The sequence below is a fragment of the Blastococcus litoris genome, from assembly GCF_003075095.1.
Taxonomy (GTDB): domain Bacteria; phylum Actinomycetota; class Actinomycetes; order Mycobacteriales; family Geodermatophilaceae; genus Blastococcus_B; species Blastococcus_B litoris.
Genome location: NZ_QCZF01000003.1, coordinates 261,830 through 283,843, shown reverse-complemented (window position 1 = coordinate 283,843; position 22,014 = coordinate 261,830). Strand labels below are relative to the sequence as shown.

18 protein-coding genes are annotated in these 22,014 nt (G+C 73.0%); 12 read left to right on the top strand and 6 right to left on the bottom strand.

Translation table 11 applies throughout. From position 1 onward, the window contains the following. Window positions 1-82 precede the first annotated feature (82 nt). Entirely contained in the window at window positions 83-472 is a 390-nt protein-coding gene (locus DCS98_RS08440; RefSeq protein WP_116451130.1) for an ATP-binding protein, read from the bottom strand. Between the two features lie 195 nt (window positions 473-667). Here DCS98_RS08440 and DCS98_RS08435 point away from each other — a divergent pair, with 195 nt between their 5' ends. Continuing rightward, window positions 668-1,048, top strand: coding sequence for a hypothetical protein (locus tag DCS98_RS08435; RefSeq protein ID WP_241037372.1), 381 nt, complete (start codon window positions 668-670; stop codon window positions 1,046-1,048). Between the two features lie 3 nt (window positions 1,049-1,051). Here DCS98_RS08435 and hrpA read toward each other — a convergent pair whose 3' ends face one another. Beyond that, entirely contained in the window at window positions 1,052-5,005 is a 3,954-nt protein-coding gene (gene hrpA / locus DCS98_RS08430; protein ID WP_116450923.1) for an ATP-dependent RNA helicase HrpA, read from the bottom strand. Window positions 5,006-5,178: 173 nt separating this feature from the next. On the opposite strand from hrpA, the gene DCS98_RS08425 reads away from it, so the two are divergent. From DCS98_RS08425 to DCS98_RS08415, 3 genes are all read left to right on the top strand, one after another. After that, window positions 5,179-5,688, top strand: a complete 510-nt coding sequence (locus DCS98_RS08425) for a MarR family winged helix-turn-helix transcriptional regulator (protein WP_116450922.1) — start codon at window positions 5,179-5,181, stop codon at window positions 5,686-5,688. Beyond that, the gene (locus tag DCS98_RS08420; RefSeq protein ID WP_116450921.1) at window positions 5,685-7,454 is read left to right on the top strand and encodes an MDR family MFS transporter; all 1,770 of its coding nucleotides are present in this window, start codon (window positions 5,685-5,687) and stop codon (window positions 7,452-7,454) included. Before DCS98_RS08425 ends, DCS98_RS08420 begins: the two co-directional genes overlap by 4 nt. 106 nt (window positions 7,455-7,560) lie before the next feature. Next, complete coding sequence (locus DCS98_RS08415) at window positions 7,561-9,354, top strand: acyl-CoA dehydrogenase (RefSeq protein ID WP_116450920.1); 1,794 nt, start codon at window positions 7,561-7,563, stop codon at window positions 9,352-9,354. Between the two features lie 86 nt (window positions 9,355-9,440). Here the strand turns inward: DCS98_RS08415 and DCS98_RS22945 are convergent, their stop codons facing one another. Further along, the gene (locus DCS98_RS22945) at window positions 9,441-9,587 is read right to left on the bottom strand and encodes a hypothetical protein (RefSeq protein ID WP_164704443.1); all 147 of its coding nucleotides are present in this window, start codon (window positions 9,585-9,587) and stop codon (window positions 9,441-9,443) included. Between the two features lie 211 nt (window positions 9,588-9,798). On the opposite strand from DCS98_RS22945, the gene DCS98_RS08410 reads away from it, so the two are divergent. The 3 genes from DCS98_RS08410 (at window position 9,799) to DCS98_RS08400 (ending at window position 13,734) form a co-directional block, all read left to right on the top strand. After that, entirely contained in the window at window positions 9,799-11,280 is a 1,482-nt protein-coding gene (locus DCS98_RS08410) for an MFS transporter (RefSeq protein ID WP_116450919.1), read from the top strand. 103 nt (window positions 11,281-11,383) lie between these two features. Continuing rightward, window positions 11,384-12,427, top strand: coding sequence for a YihY/virulence factor BrkB family protein (locus DCS98_RS08405; RefSeq protein ID WP_116450918.1), 1,044 nt, complete (start codon window positions 11,384-11,386; stop codon window positions 12,425-12,427). 125 nt (window positions 12,428-12,552) lie between these two features. Next, window positions 12,553-13,734 carry an acyl-CoA dehydrogenase family protein gene (locus DCS98_RS08400; RefSeq protein WP_116450917.1) on the top strand — a complete coding sequence of 394 codons (1,182 nt, stop codon included), beginning with the start codon at window positions 12,553-12,555 and terminating at the stop codon, window positions 13,732-13,734. Here the strand turns inward: DCS98_RS08400 and DCS98_RS08395 are convergent. The 3 genes from DCS98_RS08395 to DCS98_RS08385 are packed head-to-tail and all read right to left on the bottom strand — an operon-like array spanning window position 13,731 to window position 15,952. Further along, window positions 13,731-14,402 (bottom strand): enoyl-CoA hydratase-related protein, encoded by a 672-nt coding sequence (locus DCS98_RS08395; RefSeq protein ID WP_116450916.1) that lies wholly within the window; start codon window positions 14,400-14,402, stop codon window positions 13,731-13,733. The two genes, DCS98_RS08400 and DCS98_RS08395, sit on opposite strands and share 4 nt — an antisense overlap. A 10-nt stretch (window positions 14,403-14,412) precedes the next feature. Further along, entirely contained in the window at window positions 14,413-15,021 is a 609-nt protein-coding gene (locus tag DCS98_RS08390) for a TetR/AcrR family transcriptional regulator (RefSeq protein WP_116450915.1), read from the bottom strand. A 34-nt stretch (window positions 15,022-15,055) separates the two neighbouring features. Then, on the bottom strand, window positions 15,056-15,952 hold the full coding sequence (locus DCS98_RS08385) for an ABC transporter substrate-binding protein (RefSeq protein ID WP_116450914.1): 897 nt from the start codon (window positions 15,950-15,952) through the stop codon (window positions 15,056-15,058). Window positions 15,953-16,066: 114 nt separating this feature from the next. Here DCS98_RS08385 and DCS98_RS08380 point away from each other — a divergent pair, with 114 nt between their 5' ends. The 5 genes from DCS98_RS08380 (at window position 16,067) to DCS98_RS08360 (ending at window position 22,013) form a co-directional block, all read left to right on the top strand. After that, window positions 16,067-17,782, top strand: a complete 1,716-nt coding sequence (locus DCS98_RS08380) for a phosphatase PAP2 family protein (RefSeq protein ID WP_116450913.1) — start codon at window positions 16,067-16,069, stop codon at window positions 17,780-17,782. After that, the gene (locus tag DCS98_RS08375) at window positions 17,779-18,375 is read left to right on the top strand and encodes a hypothetical protein (RefSeq protein WP_241037370.1); all 597 of its coding nucleotides are present in this window, start codon (window positions 17,779-17,781) and stop codon (window positions 18,373-18,375) included. Before DCS98_RS08380 ends, DCS98_RS08375 begins: the two co-directional genes overlap by 4 nt. Further along, entirely contained in the window at window positions 18,375-19,478 is a 1,104-nt protein-coding gene (locus DCS98_RS08370; RefSeq protein ID WP_116450912.1) for a lysylphosphatidylglycerol synthase transmembrane domain-containing protein, read from the top strand. The genes DCS98_RS08375 and DCS98_RS08370 overlap by 1 nt, the downstream gene beginning before the upstream one ends. A gap of 1 nt (window position 19,479) precedes the next feature. Further along, a complete protein-coding gene (locus tag DCS98_RS08365) occupies window positions 19,480-20,127 on the top strand; it encodes a phosphatase PAP2 family protein (RefSeq protein ID WP_116450911.1) in 648 nt (215 codons plus the stop codon). Between the two features lie 128 nt (window positions 20,128-20,255). Then, window positions 20,256-22,013, top strand: a complete 1,758-nt coding sequence (locus DCS98_RS08360; protein WP_116450910.1) for a PHA/PHB synthase family protein — start codon at window positions 20,256-20,258, stop codon at window positions 22,011-22,013. Window position 22,014: the final 1 nt, after the last annotated feature.

The following is a 22,014-nucleotide window of genomic DNA, read 5'->3' as shown; positions in this document are numbered from 1 at the left end:
TCCGGATCGCTGACGTGTGCTCGCGGGAGCCCTCCCCGGTCACGCTTCCCGGCAAACCAGCAGGCCGGTCACGTGCCCGGGGTCACCTGGCGGGCGGGCGGAGCTCGAACCAGACGCGCTTGCCGCCGAGGTGGTCGTCGGCGCCCCACCGGTCCGCGATCGCCTGGACCATCCGCATCCCGCGACCACGCGGGCGTTCCATCGACAGCTCGCGGACCACCGGCCGCACCGACGAGCCGTCGACCACCGCGATGCGCAGCCAGTCGTCGGAGATCTCCAGCTCCAGGGTCAGGTTCGCCTCGCCGCCGACGTGGTCGACCACGTTGGACACCAGCTCGGTCACCAGCAGGGCGGCGTCCTCGCGGTCGTGCGGGGCGTCCCAGACGCGGAGGAGTTCCAGCACCAGGTGCCGGGACGCCGGCACGCTGGCAGCGGTCGGCGGGAGGTCGATGGTGGCGTTTCGGCTGGACACGGAGCTGTTCCCGTTCTGCTGGAGGGACGGAAGCATCCGCGCTGACACCATTCCGTTGCGCACAACCTAAAGCGGCCGCCCCATGGGTGCAAGGGGCCTTGCACCGCAGGGCGTGTTGCGCGTCATGGCCATTGCCTGCAACACGTGTGACGGTCCGGTAGTGTGCAACACAGTTGTGGCCTACCAGGAGGGTTCGTGAGCGCTGAGGTGGACACCGCCCCGAACGGGGACGCGGCCGGAGCTGCACTCGCTGACCTCCTCGTCGAGCTCGACCGCTGCATCGGCGATCTCGTGGAGGCCCGGGAACGCGCCGAGACGCTGCTGCGCGAGCGCCGGTCCGGAGGCGCCTGGCTGGACATCGTCACGCGCGAGTCGCGCCCCCTCGTCGTCGAGCGCATCTCCACGGTGCTGGCGACGCTGTCCGCCGCGGGGCACACCTGGCGGCGGGAGCAGGCCGCGGCCCTCCGGGCCGAGCAGGTGAGCATCAACCGCATCGCCGCGCTCTTCGGCGTCACCCGGCAGCGCATCTCGGCACTGCTGCGCGCGGATCCGGCCGAGGAGCCGCGCGGGGCCTGAGAGCTACGCGGTGAGCTGGTCGATCGCCTTGTAGACGCGCTGCTCGGAGATGGGCCGCGGCGTGCCGATGCCCTGTGCGAACAGCCCCACCCGCAGTTCCTCGATCATCCAGCGCACCCGGGTGACCGGGTCGTCGGGGGCCCCGGTGCCCGGCTGCTGCGCGCGCAGCTGCTCGTACTCCGCCGTGACCGCCGCCACCTGGCGCATCCACAGCTCGTCGCGCGCCGCGTTGGCCGGCAACTTCTCCAGGCGGTGGGCCATGGCGCGCAGGTAGCGCACCAGGTCGGGCAGCCTGCGCCGGCCGGCGGCGGCGACGAACCCGCGGTGCAGCAGGCCGGTCATCTGCCGTCGGAGGTCGGCGACCGCCGCCTCCGGGACGCGCCGGGCGGGCGCCGCTCCGATGGCGACGGCGACCTCCCGCGCCTGGGTCAGCACGTCCTCGACCTTCTGGACCGCGTCGGCGGTCAGCCGGTGCAGCTCGCTCTTCGCCGTCGCGACCAGGGCCGAGAAGGCGGCCTCGTCGCGCGGCGGCCCGCCGGCCGCGGCGATCAGCTCGTCGGCCGCCGCGTCGACGCAGTCGGCGACGAGATCGGGGATCTCCCCGTCGGGGTTGAACTGCATGGCCAGCCGCGAGCGCGGCGAGAGCGTCTTCACCACGGCCTTGACCGGCGACCCCGCCACCAGGACCAGCAGCCGTCGCGCGCCCCGCCGGGTCAGCCGCGCCGCCTCCGCCTCGGTGGGGACGACGCGGACGCCGACGGTCCCGCCCTCGTCCACCAACGCGGGGTAGGCGGTCACCACGTGCGCCCCCCGCCGGACCTCGACGGTCCGCGGCAGCGCACCGAACGTCCACCCGGTGAGCCCGGTCCGCTCGAGATCGGAGGCGGCGCGGGCGAGGCTGGCACGCGCCGTCGGCGCCACCTGGGCCCGCAGCGCCTCGAGGTCCTTGCCGGTGGCCATCGGCCGTTGCTGGTCGTCGAGCACCCGGAACGTCGCGCGCAGGTGGCCGGGCACCTGGTCCGGAGCCCAGGCGTCGGGCGGGATGGTGACCGCCGTGGCCCGCCGCAGCTCGCGCTCGAGCGCGGGCAGGAGCGGCTCGCCCGGATCGATCCTCGGCAGCACCTCCCGCACGCGGTCGGGGATCGGGACCAGACCCCGTCGCAGCTGCTTGGGCAGCGTCCGGAGCAGCGCCGTCACCAGCTCCTCCCGGAGACCCGGGACCGTGAAGGCCAGCGACTCCCCCGAGGTCTCCCGGGCCACCCCGTCGAGGACCGCGAGCGGCACGTCGACGGTGACGCCGTCCTCGGCCGCGCCCGGGGCGAACGCGTAGGACAGCGGCAGGGAGAGCCCCTGCGAGAGGTGCACCTCGTCCGGGTAGTCCTCGGGGCGGACCTGCCCCGCGGCCGCGGCGTCGGTGAGCATCTCCGGGGTGAGGGTCAGCAGGTCCGGCGTCCTGCGGCGGGCGTCCTTCCACCACCTGTCGAAGTGCCGGGTGGAGACGACGTCGGCCGGGATCCGCGCGTCGTAGAGCTCGAACAGCGTCTCGTCGTCGACCGCGATGTCGCGGCGGCGGGCCCGTTCCTCCAGCGCCGCCACCTGCTCGATCGCCCGCTGGTTGTCGGCCCAGAACCGGTGGTGGGTCGTCCACTGCCCCTCGACGAGCGCGTGCCGGATGAACAGCTCCCGGGAGACGACCGGGTCGATGGAGCCGTACTGCACCCGCCGTCCCACGACCAGCGGGAGGCCGTAGAGGGTGACCCGCTCGGTGGCGACCACCGACCCGCGCTTGGCGTCCCAGCGCGGCTCGGAGTACTGGCGCACCACCAGGTGGTCGGCCAGCTTCTCGACGGTCTCGGGGTCGATCCGTGCCACGGTGCGGGCGAAGAGCCGGCTGGTCTCCACGAGCTCGGCGGCCACCACCCACCGCGGCGGCTTCTTCGCCAGCGGGGTCCCGGGGGCGATGACGAAGCGGGTGTTGCGCGTGCCCACGTACTCGCGGCTCCCCCGCCGAGGAGGGCCACTCTGGCCCTTCGCGGGCTCCAGTTGCAGCCCGACGTGGCTGAGCAGGCCGGCGACGAGCGCCGCGTGGATGCCGCGCTCGTCGGGCTCGGTCGCCGCCTCGCCGAGCTGCATGCCCAGCCGCCGCGCGGTACCCCGGAGCTGGCCGTGCAGGTCCTGCCACTCGCGGATGCGCAGGTAGTGCAGGAACTCCCGCTTCACGGTGCGCCGGAACTGGTTGCCGCTCAGCGCCTCCTGCTGCTCGGCCAGGTACCGCCACAGGTTGAGCAGGGCGAGGAAGTCGGAGTTCTCGTCGGCGAACCGGCGGTGCAGCTCGTCGGCGGCCTGCTGGTGCTCGGTGGGCCGCTCGCGCGGGTCCTGGATCGTGAGGCCCGCCGCGATGACCAGGACCTCGTCGAGGACCCCGCGGCGGTCGGCCTCGACCACCATCCGCGCCATGCGCGGGTCCAGCGGCAGGGCGGCCAGCGCCCGGCCGGTGTCGGTCAGCTTCCCGTCCCCGTCGAGGGCGTGCAGCTCCTCGAGCAGCGCCAGCCCGTCGGCGATCGCGCGGCGGTCGGGCGGGTCGACGAACGGGAACTCCTCGACGGCGCCCAGGTCGAGGGCGGCCATCTGCAGCAGCACCGAGGCCAGGTTGGTGCGCAGGATCTCCGGGTCGGTGAACTCCGGCCGGGCCTCGAAGTCGTCCTCCGTGTAGAGCCGGATCGCGATCCCCGGCCCCAGCCGGCCGCAGCGACCCGAGCGCTGCCGCGCCGAGGCCTGGCTCACCGGCTCGATCGGCAGCCGCTGCACCTTCGTCCGGTGGCTGTACCGCGAGATGCGCGCGGTTCCCGGGTCGATCACGTACCGGATGCCCGGCACCGTCAGCGACGTCTCCGCGACGTTGGTGGCCAGCACGATCCGCCGTCCGGGATGCGGCGCGAAGACCTTGTGCTGCTCGGCCGCCGACAGCCGCGAGTAGAGCGGCACGACCTCCGTGTCCGGGAGCGAGCGCTCCGCGAGCGCGTCCTGGGTGTCGCGGATCTCCCGCTCCCCGGCGAGGAACACCAGGATGTCGCCCGGGCCCTCGGCGGTCAGCTCGTCGACCGCGTCCAGGATCGCGCTGACCTGGTCGCGGTCCTCGTCCGCCTCCGGGTCGTCGGGATCGACCACCGGCCGGTAGCGGACCTCGACCGGGTACGTGCGGCCGCTGACCTCCACGACCGGGGCCCCGCTGAAGTGGGCGGCCACCCGCTCGACGTCGATCGTCGCCGAGGTGATGACCAGCTTCAGGTCCGGGCGCCGCGGGAGGATCTGCGCGAGGTAGCCGAGCAGGAAGTCGATGTTGAGGCTCCGCTCGTGGGCCTCGTCCAGGATGATCGTGTCGTACTGGCGCAGCAGCCGGTCGTGCGCGATCTCGGCCAGCAGCACGCCGTCGGTCATCAGCTTGACCAGCGTCGAGTCCGACACCTGGTCGTTGAACCGCATCTTGTAGCCGACCGCCTCGCCCAGCGGCGTGCCCAGCTCCTCGGCGATGCGCTCCGCGACGCTGCGTGCGGCGATGCGGCGCGGCTGGGTGTGCCCGATGCGGCCGCGGACCCCGCGCCCGAGCTCGAGGGCGATCTTGGGCAGCTGCGTCGTCTTGCCCGAGCCGGTCTCGCCCGCGACGACGACCACCTGGGAGGTCCGGAGCGCCTCGGCGATGTCGTCGCGCCGTGCGCTGACCGGCAGCTCCTCGGGGTAGCTCACGACCGGTACGGCGGCACGGCGCCGCGCGATCCGCTCCTCGGCGGTCGCGACGTCGGCGGCGATCCGCTCCCGCTGCCGGGCCCGCGCCTGCGGGTCCCGGGTCTTCCGCAGCCCGTCGAGACGCCGGCGCAGCCGGTGCTCGTCGGCGAGGGCGAGTGCCGCCAGCCGCTGCCGGAGCTCCGGCTCCGCGGTGGGGTTCTCGGGGGCACTCACGGCGTTGCTCGGGTTCCTCTCGGGTCGGACAGGGCACTCCAGCGTCCCATCCCGGCCGCCGGGGAAACCTCCGCGGTCGCCGACGTCACACTCCGTGCGCCCTGCAACTTGTTGCTTGCGTCGTGCAACGGGTTGTATCGTGCATGCGACCTGAGCTCAGGAGGTGATCGGTCATGCAGCAGACGCCGCCGGACCGGCTCACCGAGGTGCGCCGGCTCTCCGAGCAGCTGCCCCGTTTCATGCGGGTCGTGCACGCGCTCAAGACGCAGGCGGCCCGCGCCGACAGCCGGGACCGTGCAGCCCTGGTGCTGCTCTTCCCGCTCGTCCGGATCGGCCCGCTCCGCCAGGGTGCGCTCGCCGAGCTGGTGCACGCGGATCCGTCGACCGTCAGCCGGCACGTGGCCGCGCTGGTGGAGCAGGGACTGGTCCGGCGCGTCGCCGACGAGTCCGACGGGCGGGCCAGCCGGCTCGTCGTCACCGAGGCCGGCCACGCCGCCCTCGAGTCCCTGCGCCGGGAACGGGAGAACCACCTCGCCGAGGTCACCGCGGACTGGGACGCCGACGACCTCGCCTCCCTGACCAGCCTGTTCGGCCGCTTCCTGGACGACCTGTCCGCAGCCCTGCCCGGCGTCCCCGACGCCGGCGTCCCCACCGACTCCGACTCCCCGAGAGAGAACCGATGAGCCAGTCCACCCGCGCCACCGCGGCCGACCGACGGGACGCTCGCGCGGCCGCGGCCGCGCCGGACGCCAGCGGCGTGTTCACGCACCGCCAGATCCTCACGATCCTCGGCGGCCTCATGCTCGGCATGTTCCTGGCGGCACTGGACCAGACCGTGGTCTCGACCGCGATCCGGACCATCGCCGACGACCTGGAGGGGTACGACCTCCAGGCCTGGGCGACGACGGCCTTCCTGATCACGTCGACGATCGCGACCCCGCTCTACGGCAAGCTGTCGGACCTCTACGGGCGCCGGCCGTTCTACCTCTTCGCCATCGGGGTCTTCGTCGTCGGCTCGATGCTCTGCGGCCTGGCCGACACCATGTACCAGCTGGCCGCCTACCGGGCGATCCAGGGCATCGGCGCCGGCGGCCTCATGTCGCTGGCCCTGGCGATCATCGGCGACATCGTGCCGCCGCGGGAGCGCTCCCGGTACCAGGGCATGTTCATGGCCGTCTTCGGCACGTCCAGCGTGCTCGGCCCGGTCATCGGCGGCTTCTTCGCCGGGCAGGACTCGCTGCTGGCCATCACCGGCTGGCGCTGGATCTTCTACCTCAACGTGCCGCTGGGCATCGCGGCGTTCGCCGTCGTCTTCCGGGTGCTGCACCTCCCGCACACCCGCCGCGACCACCGCATCGACTGGCCGGGCGCCCTCGCGCTCGTCACCTGCCTCGTCCCGCTGCTGATCGTGGCCGAGCAGGGCCGCATCTGGGGCTGGGACTCCGGGCGCGCGGTGCTCTGCTACGCCATCGGCGCCGTCGGCCTCGTGCTCTTCATCCTGGCCGAGCGGGCGTACAAGGACGACGCCCTGCTGCCGCTGCGGATGTTCCGGAACCGGAGCTTCGCGGTGAGCAGCGTCGGCAGCATCGTCCTGGGCGCCGGCATGTTCGGCGGCATCCTGCTGCTGCCCCAGTACCTGCAGATCGTGCACGGCTCGAGCCCGACGGTGGCCGGCCTGCAGATGATCCCGCTGGTCGCCGGCATCATGACCGGCGCCATGGGCTCGGGCATCGCGATCTCGAAGACCGGCAAGTACAAGATCTACCCGCTGGTCGGCATCGTCTTCATCGTCGCCGCGCTCGTGTCGATGTCGTTCATCATCGGCGCCGACACCTCGGTCTGGGTCCTCGCGCCGTTCATGGTGCTGCTCGGTCTCGGGCTCGGCTTCAACTTCCAGCCGGTGATCCTGGCCGTGCAGAACGCCGTCCGGCCCACCGAGATGGGCGTCGCCACCTCGTCGGTGACGTTCTTCCGGCAGATGGGCGGCACGATCGGGGTGGCGGCCTTCCTGTCCATCCTGTTCACCACACTGCCGGACAAGATCAGCAGCGCGGTGCGCGCCGCAGCGGCGACCGATCCGCGGGTGGCCGAGGCGGTGCAGAGCGGCCAGCTCAACGGGGGCGGGGACCTGTCGGACACCTCGTTCATCCAGCAGCTGCCCGACTTCCTCGCGCTGCCGTTCAAGACCGGGTTCTCCGACTCGATCGACCTGGTCTTCATGGTCGCGGCGATCGTCGTGGCGATCGGCTTCTTCGTGATGCTGTTCCTGCCGGAGCTGCCGCTGCGCAACCAGTCGGGCATCCAGGCCCAGCAGGCCGGCGCCGGCGAGATCACCGGCACCGCGGTCACCCCGGACGTCGAGGCCGACCAGCGGGTGCAGTCGGTCGGCGCCTCGGCGCCGACCTCGACGCCGCCGCCGTCCGGGACCGCGGAGGACCCGCGCTCCTGATGGCCGGAACGACGACGGCCCCCTTCCTCTCCGGGAGGGGGCCGTCGTCGTCGCTCCTGCGGAGGGCACCTGGCCGCGGTGTCGTCCGGAGGACGACAATGTCGCCGTGGCCCCGTCGCTGATCCTGTCCCGCCGTGACCTCGACTTCATGCTGCACGAGTGGCTCGACGTCGAGTCGCTGACCAAGCGGCCCCGGTTCACCGAGCACTCCCGCGAGACGTTCGACGCCGTCCTCGACCTCGCCGAGCAGATCGCCACCGACCACTTCGCGCCGCACAACCGCACGGCCGACCTCAACGAGCCGCGCATGGTCGACGGCAAGGTCGAGATGATCCCCGAGGTCGCGCGCGCCCTGAAGGTGTTCACCGACGCGGGCCTGATGGCCGGCTCGTTCGACGAGGAGTACGGCGGCATGCAGCTGCCGCACACGGTCGGGCAGGCGGTGTTCGCCTGGTTCAAGGCGGCGAACGTCGGCACGTCGGCCTACCCGTTCCTGACCATGGGCAACGCGCGGCTGCTGCTCGCCCACGGCAGCCCGGAGCAGATCGACACCTACGTGCGGCCCGAGCTCGAGGGCCGCTGGTTCGGCACGATGGCGCTGTCCGAGCCGCAGGCGGGCTCCTCCCTGGCCGACATCACCACCAGGGCCGAGCCGCAGGACGACGGCACGTACCGGCTGACCGGCAACAAGATGTGGATCTCCGGCGGCGACCACGAGCTGACCGAGAACATCGTCCACCTGGTCCTCGCCAAGATCCCCGGCGGACCGCCCGGCACCAAGGGCATCTCGCTGTTCATCGTGCCCAAGTTCCTGGTGCAGGCCGACGGCACCCTGGGCGAGCGCAACGACGTAGTCCTGGCCGGGCTGAACCACAAGATGGGCTACCGCGGGACGACGAACACGCTGCTGAACTTCGGCGAGGGCGTGCACCGCCCCGGCGGTAGGCCCGGCGCGGTCGGCTACCTCGTGGGCGAGCCGCACAAGGGCCTCACCTACATGTTCCACATGATGAACGAGGCGCGGATCGGCGTCGGGGTGGGCGCGACCGTCCTCGGCTACACCGGCTACCTGCACGCGCTGGAGTACGCCCGCACCCGCACGCAGGGCCGCCCGGCCGGCGCCAAGGACCCCGCCACGCCGATGGTGCCGATCGTCGAGCACCCGGACGTCCGGCGGATGCTGCTGACGGCCAAGTCCTACGTCGAGGGCGGGATGGCGCTCGGCCTCTACTGCGCCCGGCTGGTCGACGAGGAGCAGACGGCGGAGACGCAGGAGGAGCGCGACCGCGCGCACCTGCTGCTGGACATGCTCACCCCGATCGCGAAGGCGTGGCCCTCGCAGTGGGGGCTGGCGGCCGGCGACCTGGCGATCCAGGTGCACGGCGGCTACGGCTACACCCGCGACTACCCCGTCGAGCAGTTCTACCGGGACAACCGGCTCAACCCGATCCACGAGGGCACGCAGGGCATCCAGTCGCTGGACCTGCTCGGCCGCAAGGTGGTCATGAAGGGCGGCGCCGGGCTGGCCCTGCTCGGGGAGACGATCGGCGCGACGACGGCGCGCGCCGCGGGCACCGAGTGGGCCGGCTTCGCCGCCGACCTGGACGCCGCGGTCGCCCGCATGGGCGCGGTGACAGCGACGCTGTGGGGTGCCGGCGACCCGGAGGTGACGCTGGCCAACTCGCACGTCTACCTGGAGGCGGCCGGGCACCTCGTCGTCGCGTGGCTGTGGCTGGAGCAGGCGCTGGCCACGGGCTCGTCGGAGTCGGACTTCCACGAGGGCAAGCGGCAGGCGGCGCGGTTCTTCTGGCGGTGGGAGCTCCCCCGGGTCCACCACCGGTTCGACCTGCTGGAGTCGCTGGACCGCACGGTCCTCGACGCGGATCCCGGCTGGCTCTGACCGAGGGCCGACGAGCAGCACCCCGGACGTGACAGCGCCCCGCCCCTCCTGACGGAGGGCGCGGGGCGCGCTGTCGTGCTGCCGGGTCAGGCGGGGGCGGCGCCCACCGTCTCGGCGGCGGCCTGGCGCTGCGTGGCCACACCCTCCGCACGCTCCCGCTCGTAGCGGGCGGTGGACGAGGTGCCCATCGCGATGACCAGGGCCGTCAGGAAGAAGAACCCCAGCAGGGTCACGGCCATCATCATCAGTTCGGTACTCCCCCAAGCAATCGGGTGATCCGCCGGGACAGGGGCGGAACACGTCGTCGGGGCACTGTGTCCCCCGTGAACCGAGGTCTCAATCGTCGAGTTGGGTACTTCACCTGACTGAGTGTGATCGGCTTCACCTCCATCGGTTGCTGACCGCACCGACTTGAGAGCCGGGGCCGCATGGTCTGATCGGTCGGTGCCCACGACCACCGTCCGTCCCGGGCTGCTGGTCCTCGCGCTCGCCCTCGGCGTCACCACCCTGTCGCTGCTGCAGAGCCTGGTGGTGCCCGTGCTGGGCGCCATCGAGGAGCAGCTGGACGTCTCCGCCGCCGCCGCGGGCTGGGTCCTGACCGCGAACCTGCTCGCCGCGGCCGTGTTCACCCCGGTCCTCGGCCGGCTGGGGGACCTGCGCGGGGAGCGCCCGGTGATCCTCGGGATCCTCGTCGCCGTGGCGCTGGGCACCCTGCTGGCGGTCGTCACGACGTCCCTGCCGCTGCTGCTGGCCGGCCGGATCCTGCAGGGCGCCTCCTACGGACTGTTCCCGCTGTCGATCAGCGTGCTGCGCCGCGAGCTGCCCGAGCGCCGGCTGAGCGTGGCCATGAGCATCGTGAGCAGCACGCTGGCCGTGGGCGGCGTGGCCGGGCTGGTGGCCACCGGCCTGCTGGTCGGCGACGGCGGCGACTACCGCCGCCCCTTCTGGATCGGTCTGGGCGTCACCCTCGTCTCCCTGCTGATGGCCCACCGGCTGCTGCCGCACCGCCCGTCGTCGGCGTCCGGGCGGGTCGACTGGTGGGGTGCGCTCGTCCTCGGGGTCGGACTGGTGCTGCTCCTCCTGCCCGTGTCCCAGGGCAACGCGTGGGGATGGGCGTCGCCCGCGGTCGTCGGCTGCTTCGCCGGAGCTGTCGTCGTCCTGACCGGGTGGGTGGTCCTCCAGCGGCGGACGGCGCAGCCGCTCGTGCGCCCGGCGATGCTGGCCGACCGGCGCACCGTCGTCCCGAACGTCGCCGGGCTCATGACCGGCATCGCGCTGTTCGCGTCCTTCCTCGCCGTCCTCCAGTACGTGCAGGCTCCCCCGGCGGTCACCGGCTACGGCTTCGGGGCGTCGGTCCTGGAGGCGTCGGTGGTCTACCTGCTCCCCGGCGGGATCGCGGGCATCGCCCTCGCCCCCGTCGCGGGACGGGTGGTCACCCGGCTCGGCGCGCTGCCGACCCTGCTCGCGGGCGCGTCCTCGGGCGTCGCCGGGTTCCTGCTGCTGGCTCTCCTGCGCGACGAGCCCTGGCTGGTCGTGGTGGCCGGTCTGCTGACCCAGGTGTCGGTGACGGTGGCCTACGCCGCGCTGCCGGCACTGGTCGTGCAGGCCGTGCGGGAGGACGAGACGGGCGTGGCCAACGCCGTCAACTCGATCGCCCGGTCCGTCGGGCAGGCCCTGGGCAGCACCGTGGCGGTGACGCTGATCGCGGCCGGTCTCGACCCGGCGACCGGTTTCCCCGGCGACGACGTCTACACCCAGGTGGCGCTGGTCGGCGCCGCCGCGACGCTCGCGGTGGTGGTGGTCGCGATCGCCGGGATGATCGCCGACCGCCGCGCCGGCCGGGCGCGGCTGCGCGATCGGCTGGCCGAGGTGGAGGAGGCCACGGCCCGCGCCGGTGAGTGGTCGCCGGTGTCCGGCATCCGCTGAGCACCGCGCCGGCACCGAACCGTTACCGGCGCGTCCGGCATGGAACGGGTCCGTCCGGGGAACCGCAGTCGGGACTTCCCGCCGCCTGACCCCGGAGGACCCCATGGCCCGAGCCACCGGCTCGCACCGCGCAGCGGAGACGCAGTTCCACGAGAACCGCGCCGCCGCCACCGGCGGAGACCCCGCGCCCGAGACCGACGAGATCAGCGGTACCCGCGCCGACTACGCGCCGACGGGGGCCGATCCCGAGCCGGGTGCCTTCCCGACGCTCAAGCGCACGGCCAAGGAGTTCAGCGAGGACGACCTCACCGACTGGGCCGCCGCCCTCACCTACTACGGCGTGCTCGCCCTGTTCCCCGCGCTGATCGGCCTCGTGTCGATCGTCGGCCTGCTGGTCGAGCCGGAGGAGCTCACCCAGGCCCTGACCGCCGTCGTGCCGCAGAGCGCGGCCACGCAGCTGGAGCCGGTGATCGAGCAGATCGCCGGCAACAACAGCACCGCGGGCTTCGGGCTGGTCATCGGCCTGGCCGCCGCCGTCTGGTCGGCGTCGGGCTACGTCGGGGCGTTCACCCGCGCGGCCAACGTCGTCTACGAGACGCCCGAGGGCCGCAAGATCTGGAAGCTCAAGCCGCTCCAGCTGCTGATCACCCTGATCGGCATCCTGTTCGCCGCGGTCATCGTCGCGCTGCTGGTCCTCAGCGGCCCCGTCGTCGATGCCGTCGCCTCGGCCATCGGCATCGGCGAGGCCGGTCAGACCGTCTGGACCGTCCTGAAGTGGCCGGTCATCCTCGTCGTCCTGGCCCTGATGATCGCCGTCCTCTACTACGCGACGCCGAACGTCAGGCTGCGCGGCTTCAAGTGGGTCAGCCCCGGTGCGGGCGTGGCGATCCTCGTCGCCATCGTGGCGTCGGCCGCCTTCGCCTTCTACGTCGGCAACTTCGGCAGCTACAACAAGACCTACGGCGCGCTCGCCGGCGTCGTCGTCTTCCTGATCTGGTTCTGGCTGATCAACCTGGCGCTGCTCTTCGGCATCGAGCTCGACGCCGAGATCGAGCGCAACCGGGAGCTGAAGGAGGGCGTCCCGAGGGCCGAGAAGGAGATCCAGCTCGACGCCCGCGAGGACCCCAAGGACAAGCAGACGACGTAGTCGTCGGCCGGCACGAACGGCCCGCTGGAGGCCCTCTCCCGATCCGAGGAGAGGGCCTCCCGCGCGTTCTCGTCCCGTCGGGTGCGGCCGGTTGACCGCCCCTGCCCCGCGGGTAGGGGGCGGGCGTGACCGAGGCGAGGACACTGACGTCCGACTTCTACGACCTGGAGGCGCTCCTCGACGAGGAGGACCGCGCGGTGCTGCACCGCGTCCGCGCGTTCATGGACGAGCAGGTCCAGCCGATCATCAACGACTACTGGACCCGGGCGAAGTTCCCGCTGGAGCTGGTCCCCGGCCTGGCGGAGCTCGGCATCATCGGCACGCCGTACTCCGGCTTCGGCTGCCCGGGGAAGTCCTCCCTGCTCGACGGCATGATCTCGATGGAGCTCTCCCGTGGCGACCCGTCGGTGGCCACCTTCTACGGCGTGCACAGCGGGCTGGCCATGGGCTCGGTGCACCTGTGCGGCTCCGAGGAGCAGAAGGAGCGCTGGCTGCCGGCCATGGCCCGCATGGAGCAGATCGGCGCGTTCGGGCTGACCGAGCCCGATTCCGGCTCCGACGTCGCGCGCGGGCTGAAGACGAAGGCCCGCCGGGACGGCGACGGCTGGGTCCTCGACGGGCAGAAGAAGTGGATCGGCAACGGCAGCTTCGCCGACCTGGTGGTCATCTGGGCGCAGGACGTCGACACCCAGCGGGTGCTCGGCTTCGTCGTCGAGAAGGACACCCCCGGGTTCAGCGCGGTCGACCTCGAGGACAAGATCGCGCTGCGGGCCGTGCAGAACGCCCTGATCACCCTCGACGGCGTGCGGGTGCCCGAGGAGAACCGGCTGCAGGAGGCCAACAGCTTCAAGGACACCGCCAAGGTGCTGAAGATGACCCGGGCGCTGGTCGCGTGGTCGGCGGTCGGCTGCGCGCGCGGGGCCTACGAGCACGCGCTGCGCTACGCCACCGACCGCACCCAGTTCGGCAAGCCGATCGCGAGCTTCCAGCTGGTGCAGGACCTGCTGGTGCGCATGCTCGGCAACATCACCGCCTCGGCGTCGCTGTGCGCCCGGCTGTCGCAGCTGCAGGACTGCGGGACGATGACCGACGAGCAGGCGTCGCTGGCCAAGGCCTTCACCACGGTGCGGATGCGCGAGACGGTCGGCTGGGCCCGGGAGCTCATGGGTGGCAACGGCATCCTGCTCGAGCACAACGTGGGCCGGTACGTCGCCGACGCCGAGGCCATCTACTCCTACGAGGGCACCCGCGAGGTGAACACCCTGATCGTCGGGAGGGCGATCACCGGGAAGGGCGCGATCGTCTAGCCGCGCGGGTCGGTGCGGTCGCGGAGGAGGTCGAGGACCGGCGCGTAGAGGCGGGCCTTGATCGTGCCCAAGGTCTCGCCGGCCTTGCCCGTCAGGGACCCGGCCAGCTCCACCGCGGTCTGCCGCACCTCGTCCTCGCCGACCGCCCGGTCGACCACCGCCGCGGCCAGCGCGTCCTGACCGCCGTAGCGGCGCGCCGTGGTCATCGCCTCGTGCGCCGTCTGCGGGGTCAGCCGCGCCTGGATCAGCGCGGACATGCCCCGGGTGAAGGGGATGCCGATGTCGGCCTCCGGCAGGCACCAGAACCCGCGGTCGGCCCGCATGACGCGGAAGTCGTGCGCCAGCGAGAGCATCGCGCCGGCCGCGAACGTGTGGCCCTGCAACGCGGCGACGGTCATCACCGGCAGGGCGAGGTAGCGGGCGAACAGCTCCTGCACGCCGGCCACGTACTCGTCGGCCCGGTCGGGGTTCGCGACGAGCCAGTCGAGGTCCAGGCCGTTGGAGAAGAACTTCCCCGTCGCGGCGGTCACGAGGGCGCGCGGACCCTCCGCCTGCTCGACATCGTCCAGCGCGGCGCCGACGCCCGCCAGCCAGTCGGGGTGGAACCGGTTCTCGCCGTCGCCGAGGTCGAGGACGAACACGTCGCCGGAGCGGTCGAGCACGGGCATCGGAGGTCTCCTAGGAGGGAAGGGGGCAGTCGAGGACGGCCGCGACGGCGGCTGCCAGCCGGCGGCGGGTGAGCGGGTGCACCCGCCCGGCGCGGATCTCGGGGAAGAGCAGCGCGGCCGGCAGCCGCACGACGCAGGTGGTGACGACGTCGACGGCGGCCCGGTCGGTGCGGTCCCAGACGGCGCGGGCGAGCCGGCGCAGGACGGCGGCGAGGTCGCGGTCGAGGGAGCGGAGATCGGCCGCCACGGCCTCCGGGACGCCGTCGGTGAGGACGTCGTCGCGCCGCAGCGCCGTCAGCAACCGGGCGGCGGTCGGCTCGATGTCGTGCAGCCGGGCGGGCGCGTCGGCCGCGGCCTGCACCGCCGCCACGGGGTCCCCCGCGGCCAGCGCCGCGTCGACCGCGGTCCGCTGCACCTCGAGGAACTGCTGCGCGCGGTGCAGCCAGGCCTGCGCGACGACGTTCTCGACCGACCCGAACGCGTGGTAGAGGCTGCCGTTCGACGCCCCGGCCCGTTCGGCCAGCGCGCGCACGGTGAGGCTGGCCCGGCCGTGCGCGACCACCAGCTCCTCGGCGGCGTCGAGCACCGTCTCCGGGGCGTGCAGTCGGGGGCGGGCCACGGACGTAGTAGAGCACGTGCTCCACAACTGGCCGTCAGTCGCTCCCCCACCAGCGCATCGCCGCCTCGCGCGGGGTGAGCCCGTCCAGCTCGACGGCCCGGTTGAGCTGCACGAGGTCGCTGGTGGTCAGCAGGGCGCTGGTCTCGTCCAGGGCCTCGGTCAGCCCGTCCCACCGGTCGGCGGCGTCCTTGCGCACGAGCGGGACGACGTTCTCCCGCGGCTGCAGCCCGAGGTCGTCCACCAGCAACATCACCGGCGCGACCGCCAGGCGGGCGTCGGTCGTCTCCAGGAGGCCGACCTGGATGTCCCCGGACAGCAGCGCCTCGACCGTCGCCGCCCGGCTCGGCATGGCCAGCACCTCGCCGAAGTCCAGGCCGTAGACCTGCTCCAGGCCCTCGAGGCACAGCGGCCGGTCGGGGCACTCCGGCGGGCCGCCGAAGGCGATCCGCCGGGCCAGGGGGCGCAGGTCGGACAGCGAGCCGATGCCGTTCGCGGCGGCGAACTGCGTGGTGACGGCGAACCCGTTCTGGTCCTCCGCGCGTGCGACGTCCAGGACGAGCACCCCGCGTCCACCCAGCGTCCGGGCCAGCACCGCGTGCATGCCCTCCGGCGTCCCCGGCAGGTCGGGGAAGGCCGGACGGGCGAAGAGGGTCGCCGTCCCGAGGTAGTCGACGACGACGTCGACGACGCCCTGCTGCAGCGCCGGGGAGACGACCTCCCGCGTGCCGATCCCGTGCTGGACGCTGACCGGCAGACCCGCGCGGCGGGCCGCCTCCGCGTAGACCTCGACCAGGATCTGGTTCTCCGGGAAGTCGTAGGAGGCGAAGCGGATCGCGTCCGCCGGGGCCGCCGGCGCCTCCGGCGTCCCCCCGCAGGCCACCACGAGGGCGAGCAGCAGCACCCCGAGCAGGCCGCGGGGCCGACGTCGCACGACGCTTCTTCCCTTCCCCGGTGTGCGGGCGGGGCCACCCTAGACCGGGCCGGGGCCCGGCGGGGGACCAAAGGGGATGGTCCGGATCCGGTTCCGGGTGCAGCATTCCCGGACATGGCGTCGCTGCCGCAGGCACCGCCCGGTCCGGGGCGCTCGATCCCCGTCCCGCGGCCCGCTCCCCCGGCGATCGCGCTCGTCCGCAGCCGCCGCCGTCCCTCCGGCGAGCCGCCGCCGCTGCCGAGGGCGCTGAACGCCTCGGGCAAGTTCTGGCTCGGGTTGTCCGGCGTCGTCCTGGTGATGTGGGTCGTCGTGGTGGTCACGGGTACGGTCACCGTGTTCGACGTCGTCGACACCCGCGTCCTGCAGGCGATCAGCCGGCTGCGCTCCCCCGGTCTGACGCCGGCCGTGGAAGCCCTGGGCGTGCTCGCCACCGCGCAGGCCATCCACGTCCTGTGGCTGAGCAACCTCGTCCTGCTGGTCGTCTTCCGGCGCTGGCGGCACCTGTTCGTCTGGGTGGGCGTCGGGCTGCTCGTCGCCAACCTCGGCGCCTTCCTCGCTCTCACCCTCCAGCGCCCCCGGCCCTACGAGGTCGAGATCATCGGCAGCTGGTCGGGCTTCTCCATGCCGTCGCTGCCGATGACGGTGCTCGCGGCGTTCCTGCTCAGCACCGTCTACGCGCTCATCCCGCCGGGGACCTGGCGCACCCGCGGCAAGTGGGCGGTCGCCGCCCTGCTCGTGATCACCGCGCTGTCCCGCCTCTACCTGGCGCAGGACCACCCCACCGACATCCTCGCCGGGGTGGTGCTCGGGGTCGCCGCCCCGCTGGCCGCGTTCCGGCTGCTCACGCCGAACGCCGTCTACCCCGTGCGCTACAGCCGGTCCCGCCCGGCCCACCTCGACGTCTCCGGGGAGCGGCAGGAGGCGATCGTCCGGGCGCTGCACGACCAGCTGGGCGTGCTCGCCACCGAGGTGGTCCCGTTCGGGCTCTCGGGGTCCGGCGGCTCGACCCCGCTGAAGATCAGCGTGAAGGCCGCGGACTCCTCCGGCAGCGACGAGAGCTGCATCTTCGGCAAGCTCTACGCGGCCACGCACGTGCGGTCCGACCGCTGGTACAAGCTGGGCCGCACCCTGCTCTACGGGCGCCTCGAGGACGAGAAGCCGTTCCACACCGTGCGCCGGCTGGTGCAGTACGAGGACTACATCCTCCACCTGTTCTCCGACGCAGGGCTGCCGGTCCCCCACCCGCTGGGCATCGTCGAGATCACCCCCGAACGCGAGTACCTCCTGGTCACCGAGTTCATCGCGGGCGCGAAGGAAGCGGGCGACGCCGAGGTCGACGACTCGGTCATCGACCAGGGGCTCTCGATCGTCCGCCGGATGTGGGACATCGGCATGGCCCACCGCGACATCAAGCCGGCGAACCTGCTCGTGCGTGACGGCACGCTCTTCCTCATCGACTCCGCCTTCGCCGAGGTCCGCCCCAGCCCGTGGCGCCAGGCTGTCGACCTCGCCAACATGCTGCTGGTCCTGGCGCTGCGCACCGACGCCGAGCGGGTCTACCGGCGGGCCCGGCTGCAGTTCTCGGACGAGGAGATCGCCGAGGCCTTCGCAGCCACCCGCGGCCTCACCATGCCCTCCCAGCTGCGCCGCATGCTCCGCCAACAGGGTCGCGACCTGCACGCGGACTTCCTGAGGCTGCTGCCCTACCGGCTGCCGCCCGTGCGCATCCAGCGCTGGACCTGGCGCCGGGCGGGCCTCACGCTGGTCACCCTCGTCGGAGCCGCCGTCGTCGCCGCCATCACGGTCACGATCCTCGGATCGCCGCTGTGAGGCGCCGGTGGGGCGCGGTCCTGCTCGTGCTCGCGGCGCTCCTCGTGCTGCCGGGCTGCATCCGCGTGGGCGGCACCCTCAGCGGTGACCTCGTCGCCTGCAAGGAGGGCGACGACGGCACGCCGTCCAACGGCGTCGTCCTCATGGCGCAGGCCGTGCCCAGCGCCTCGTGGGTGCCCTGCCTGGAGGGCATGCCGCTCGGGTGGCACTTCTCGGCCATGGACGTCGACCGCGGCTCCGGGCGCTTCTGGCTGGACTCCGACCGGGACGGACTGCACGCCATCGAGGTGCGGCTGACCCGGTCCTGCTCCACGAGCGGCGCGACCGAGATCCCGAGCGACCGGCCGGAGATGCGCCGGCTCGAGCGCGTCAGCCAGGTGACCCCCATGTACGTCGGGCGGCGCTACTACGTGTTCGAGGGCGGCTGCATCACCGTGCTCTTCCGGCTCTCCGGCGAGAACCGGGGCGAGCCGTTCGCGGTCGCGACCCAGGGGCTGGGCGCCGTAGCACGGGAGGACCTGCGCGCGATGGTGCACGAGGACAGCGACGGGCGGCTGCAGCTCGACCCGCCCGCTGACGGGGAGGGCGGCTGATGACCACCGTGGAGTCCCGCACCGCGACCGACGTCCCCCGCCCGCGCCGCGGCGGGTGGCGGCGGTGGGTGGGGCCGGCGCTGTCGCTCGCCCTCGTCGCGGCCGTGTTCGCCTGGTTCCTCCCCCAGTTCACCAGCCTGTCGGACGTGTGGACGTCGGTCCGCGCCATGACCTGGGTCGAGGTGGTGGTCCTGCTCCTGGCCGCGCTGTGGAACCTCGCCACCTACCAGTTCCTGATGATGACGACGACGCCCGGGCTCACGTTCCCCCAGGCCACCGTGGCCACGGAGACGACGACGGCGGTCTCGAACACGGTCGTGGGCGGCGCGGCGATCGCCCTCGGGCTCACCTACGCGATGAACTCGTCGTGGGGCTTCTCGCGGTCGCGCACCTCCGTGTCGCTGCTCATCTCGGGCCTGTGGAACAACTTCGCCAAGCTGGGGCTGCCGGTCGTCGCGCTGGTCCTCCTCGCGTTCACCGGCACGCCCACGACCGGCCGCGTCGTCGCCGGGCTGCTGGGGGTCGCGGCGCTGGGGGCGGCCGTCGTCGCCCTCGGCATGCTGCTGCGCAGCGAGGCTGCCGCGGCCCGCATCGGAAGGGGCGCCGCACGGGTGGCGACGGCGCTGCGGCGCATGGTCGGCCGCGGCCCCGTGACCGGCTGGGACCGGGCCACGACCAAGTTCCGCGGGCGCACGATCCTGCTGCTGCGGGCGCGCTGGCACTGGATCACCCTCGCCACCGTCGTCAGCCACCTGTCCCTGTTCCTGGTGCTGCTGCTGGCCCTGCGCTTCGTCGGCGTCGGCGCCGACCAGGTGAGCCTCGCCGAGGCGCTGGCGGTGTTCGCCTTCGCCCGGCTGCTGACGGCGATCCCCTTCACCCCGGGCGGGCTCGGCGTGATCGAGCTGGCGCTGATCACCGGCCTGTCCACCGCGGGCGGACCACGCGCCCTGGTGGCCGCCGCCGTGCTGATCTTCCGGGCGCTCACCTTCGTCCTGCCGATCCCGATCGGCCTGGGCACCTACGTCTTCTGGCGGCGCAACCGGTCGTGGCGGCGCGAGCCCGGCGCCGCGCCGCGGACCGAGCTGGTGCCCGAGTCGGCCTGACGTGCTGGTCGATTCCCGCCGGGGCCTCCTGGTCAGCGGCTCGCTGCTGGTGGGGGCCGTCGTGGTGGGCGCCCTGGTGTTCCTGCCGGCCACCGCACCAGCCGTCCAGGCGGTGGACGACGCGGTCTGGCGGCTGGCCGGGGCGGTGGAGAACGACCCCACGACCGCGGTGGCGAAGGTGCTGTCGTGGCTGGGCAGCGGCGAGGTCAACTGGCCGTTGCGGGCGGCCGCCCTGGTGCTGCTGGCGTGGCGCCGGCACTGGCTGCGGGCCGCGGCCTTCACCCTCGCCGTCGTCACCAGCGAGCTGTTCATCGGGCCGGTCAAGGCGTGGACCGACCGCGCCCGGCCGCCCCAGGCGCTGATCGAGACGACGGGGGCGTCGTTCCCCTCCGGCCACGCCATCGCCACCGCGGTGACCGCCGTGGGGCTGGTGCTCGTGCTCGCCCACCCGGGTCCCACCCGCTGGCGCTGGGAGGTGAACGCGGTCGTCTTCACCTCGATCATGGCGCTGTCCCGCGTGTACCTGCGGGCGCACTGGCTCTCGGACACGGTGGCCGGAGCACTGCTCGGCGCGGGCCTGGCGCTGGGCTGGCCCGCCCTGCTCATGGCCATCCGGCACACGCGGGATCCGGCGGCGCCCACGTCCTGAGACCGGCCTGCCGGGTTCCGGAAGCTGTGGTTCAGTGAACGGAGTCACACATCTGCGCTGGGGGGAACGGCGCATGCGTCGTCCCCGCGCGCGCCCGGCGCACCGCCGCGCTCGAAGGAGACCCGTCGATGGCCCAGCCCACGACCGACCCCGCCGCGCAGGAGAAGAAGAAGAAGGAGCGGCAGGCCGCTCCCGGCCGTCCCGCCGACCCGCCGGAGGAGGCGGCCGAGGCCGTCATGGGGCTGGACATGGTGCTCGTGGACGCCGCACGCGGGCCGCTCCGCCGGCTCGTCCCGCCCGCCGGGACGGCGCTGCGCTTCGGCGGTGCGCTGGCCCGCCGTCCCGGCACGGTCGCCCGGCGGGCCGGGGAGCTGGCGCAGGAGCTGGGCAAGGTCGCGGTGGGGCGGTCGGAGGTCACGCCGGGGAAGAAGGACAAGCGCTTCGCCGACCCGGCGTGGAGCGGCAACCCCCTGCTCCGGCGCGCGATGCAGGCCCACCTGGCCACCGCCCGGGTCGCCTGGGAGCTGATCGAGGACGCCGACCTGGACTGGCAGGACGACGAGCGCATCCGGTTCACCGCGACGAACCTCGTCGACGCGCTGGCGCCGAGCAACATCCCGGTGGTCAACCCGCTGTCGCTGAAGGCGGCGATCGACACCGGCGGGGGCAGCGCCCTGCGGGGGATCGGGCGGTTGCTGCGCGACCTGTCGAACCCGCCGCGCGTGCCGTCGATGGTCGACCCGGACGCGTTCACCGTCGGCGAGGACCTCGCGAGCACCCCCGGCACGGTCATCTTCCGCACCCCGGTGTTCGAGCTGATCCGGTACACGCCCACGACGGACACCGTCCGGGCCGTGCCGCTGCTGATGGTGCCGCCGACGATCAACAAGTTCTACATCGCCGACCTGGCGCCCGGTCGCAGCATCGTCGAGCACTACGTGAGCAGCGGCCAGCAGGTCTTCATGATCTCGTGGCGGAACCCCGACGAGCGGCACGCCGAGTGGGGGCTGGACACCTACGGCCAGGCGATCCTCGACGCGATGGACGCCGTCGAACGGGCCACCGGCAACGAGAAGGTGGCGCTCCAGGCGTTCTGCTCCGGCGGGATCATCACCACGATGCTGCTGGCCCACCTCGCCGCCACCGGCCGGCTGGACCGGGTGGTCGGGCTCAGCCTCGCCGTCACCGTCCTGGACTGGTCGCGGGCCGGAACGGTCTCGGCCCTCATGGACGAGGAGTCGGTGAAGGCGGCGACGGAGAAGTCCCGGCGGAAGGGCTACCTGGACGGCGCCCAGCTCGCGGAGGTCTTCGCCTGGCTGCGCCCCAACGACCTGGTGTGGAACTACTGGGTCAACAACTACCTGCAGGGCAAGCCCCCGCCGAACTTCGACATCCTGTTCTGGAACGCCGACACGACGCGGATGAGCGCGGCGCTGCACCGCGACTTCATCGACATCGCGATCGGCAACGCCCTCACCGAGCCGGGGAGGGCCACGATGCTCGGCACGCCGGTGGACCTCTCCACCGTGACCGTCGACTCCTACGTCACCGCGGGGATCGCCGACCACCTGTGCCCGTGGCAGGCCTGCTACCGCTCCACCCAGCTGCTGGGCGGGGAGAGCCGGTTCATCCTCTCCACCAGCGGGCACATCGCCTCGCTGGTCAACCCGCCGGGCAACCCGAAGTCCACCTTCCAGGTCGCCGGCGAGACCCCACCCGACCCGCAGGACTGGATGACGCAGGCCGAGACCGTGCAGGGGTCGTGGTGGCCGGACTTCATGACCTGGATGGGCGAGCGCTCCGGCGACGAGGTGGCCCCGCCGAACCTGACCGGCGAGCTGGACGAACCGGTCCAGGCACCGGGCACCTATGTCTTCGACAGGTAGG

Excerpts from the sequence above, each read along its gene's own strand:
- DCS98_RS08425 (WP_116450922.1), top strand. The coding sequence starts at position 5,179 with ATGCAGCAGACGCCGCCGGACCGGCTCACCGAGGTGCGCCGGCTCTCC.
- DCS98_RS08420 (WP_116450921.1), top strand. The coding sequence starts at position 5,685 with ATGAGCCAGTCCACCCGCGCCACCGCGGCCGACCGACGGGACGCTCGC.
- DCS98_RS08405 (WP_116450918.1), top strand. The coding sequence starts at position 11,384 with ATGGCCCGAGCCACCGGCTCGCACCGCGCAGCGGAGACGCAGTTCCAC.
- DCS98_RS08395 (WP_116450916.1), bottom strand. The coding sequence starts at position 14,402 with ATGCCCGTGCTCGACCGCTCCGGCGACGTGTTCGTCCTCGACCTCGGC.
- DCS98_RS08380 (WP_116450913.1), top strand. The coding sequence starts at position 16,067 with ATGGCGTCGCTGCCGCAGGCACCGCCCGGTCCGGGGCGCTCGATCCCC.
- DCS98_RS08370 (WP_116450912.1), top strand. The coding sequence starts at position 18,375 with ATGACCACCGTGGAGTCCCGCACCGCGACCGACGTCCCCCGCCCGCGC.
- DCS98_RS08360 (WP_116450910.1), top strand. The coding sequence starts at position 20,256 with ATGGCCCAGCCCACGACCGACCCCGCCGCGCAGGAGAAGAAGAAGAAG.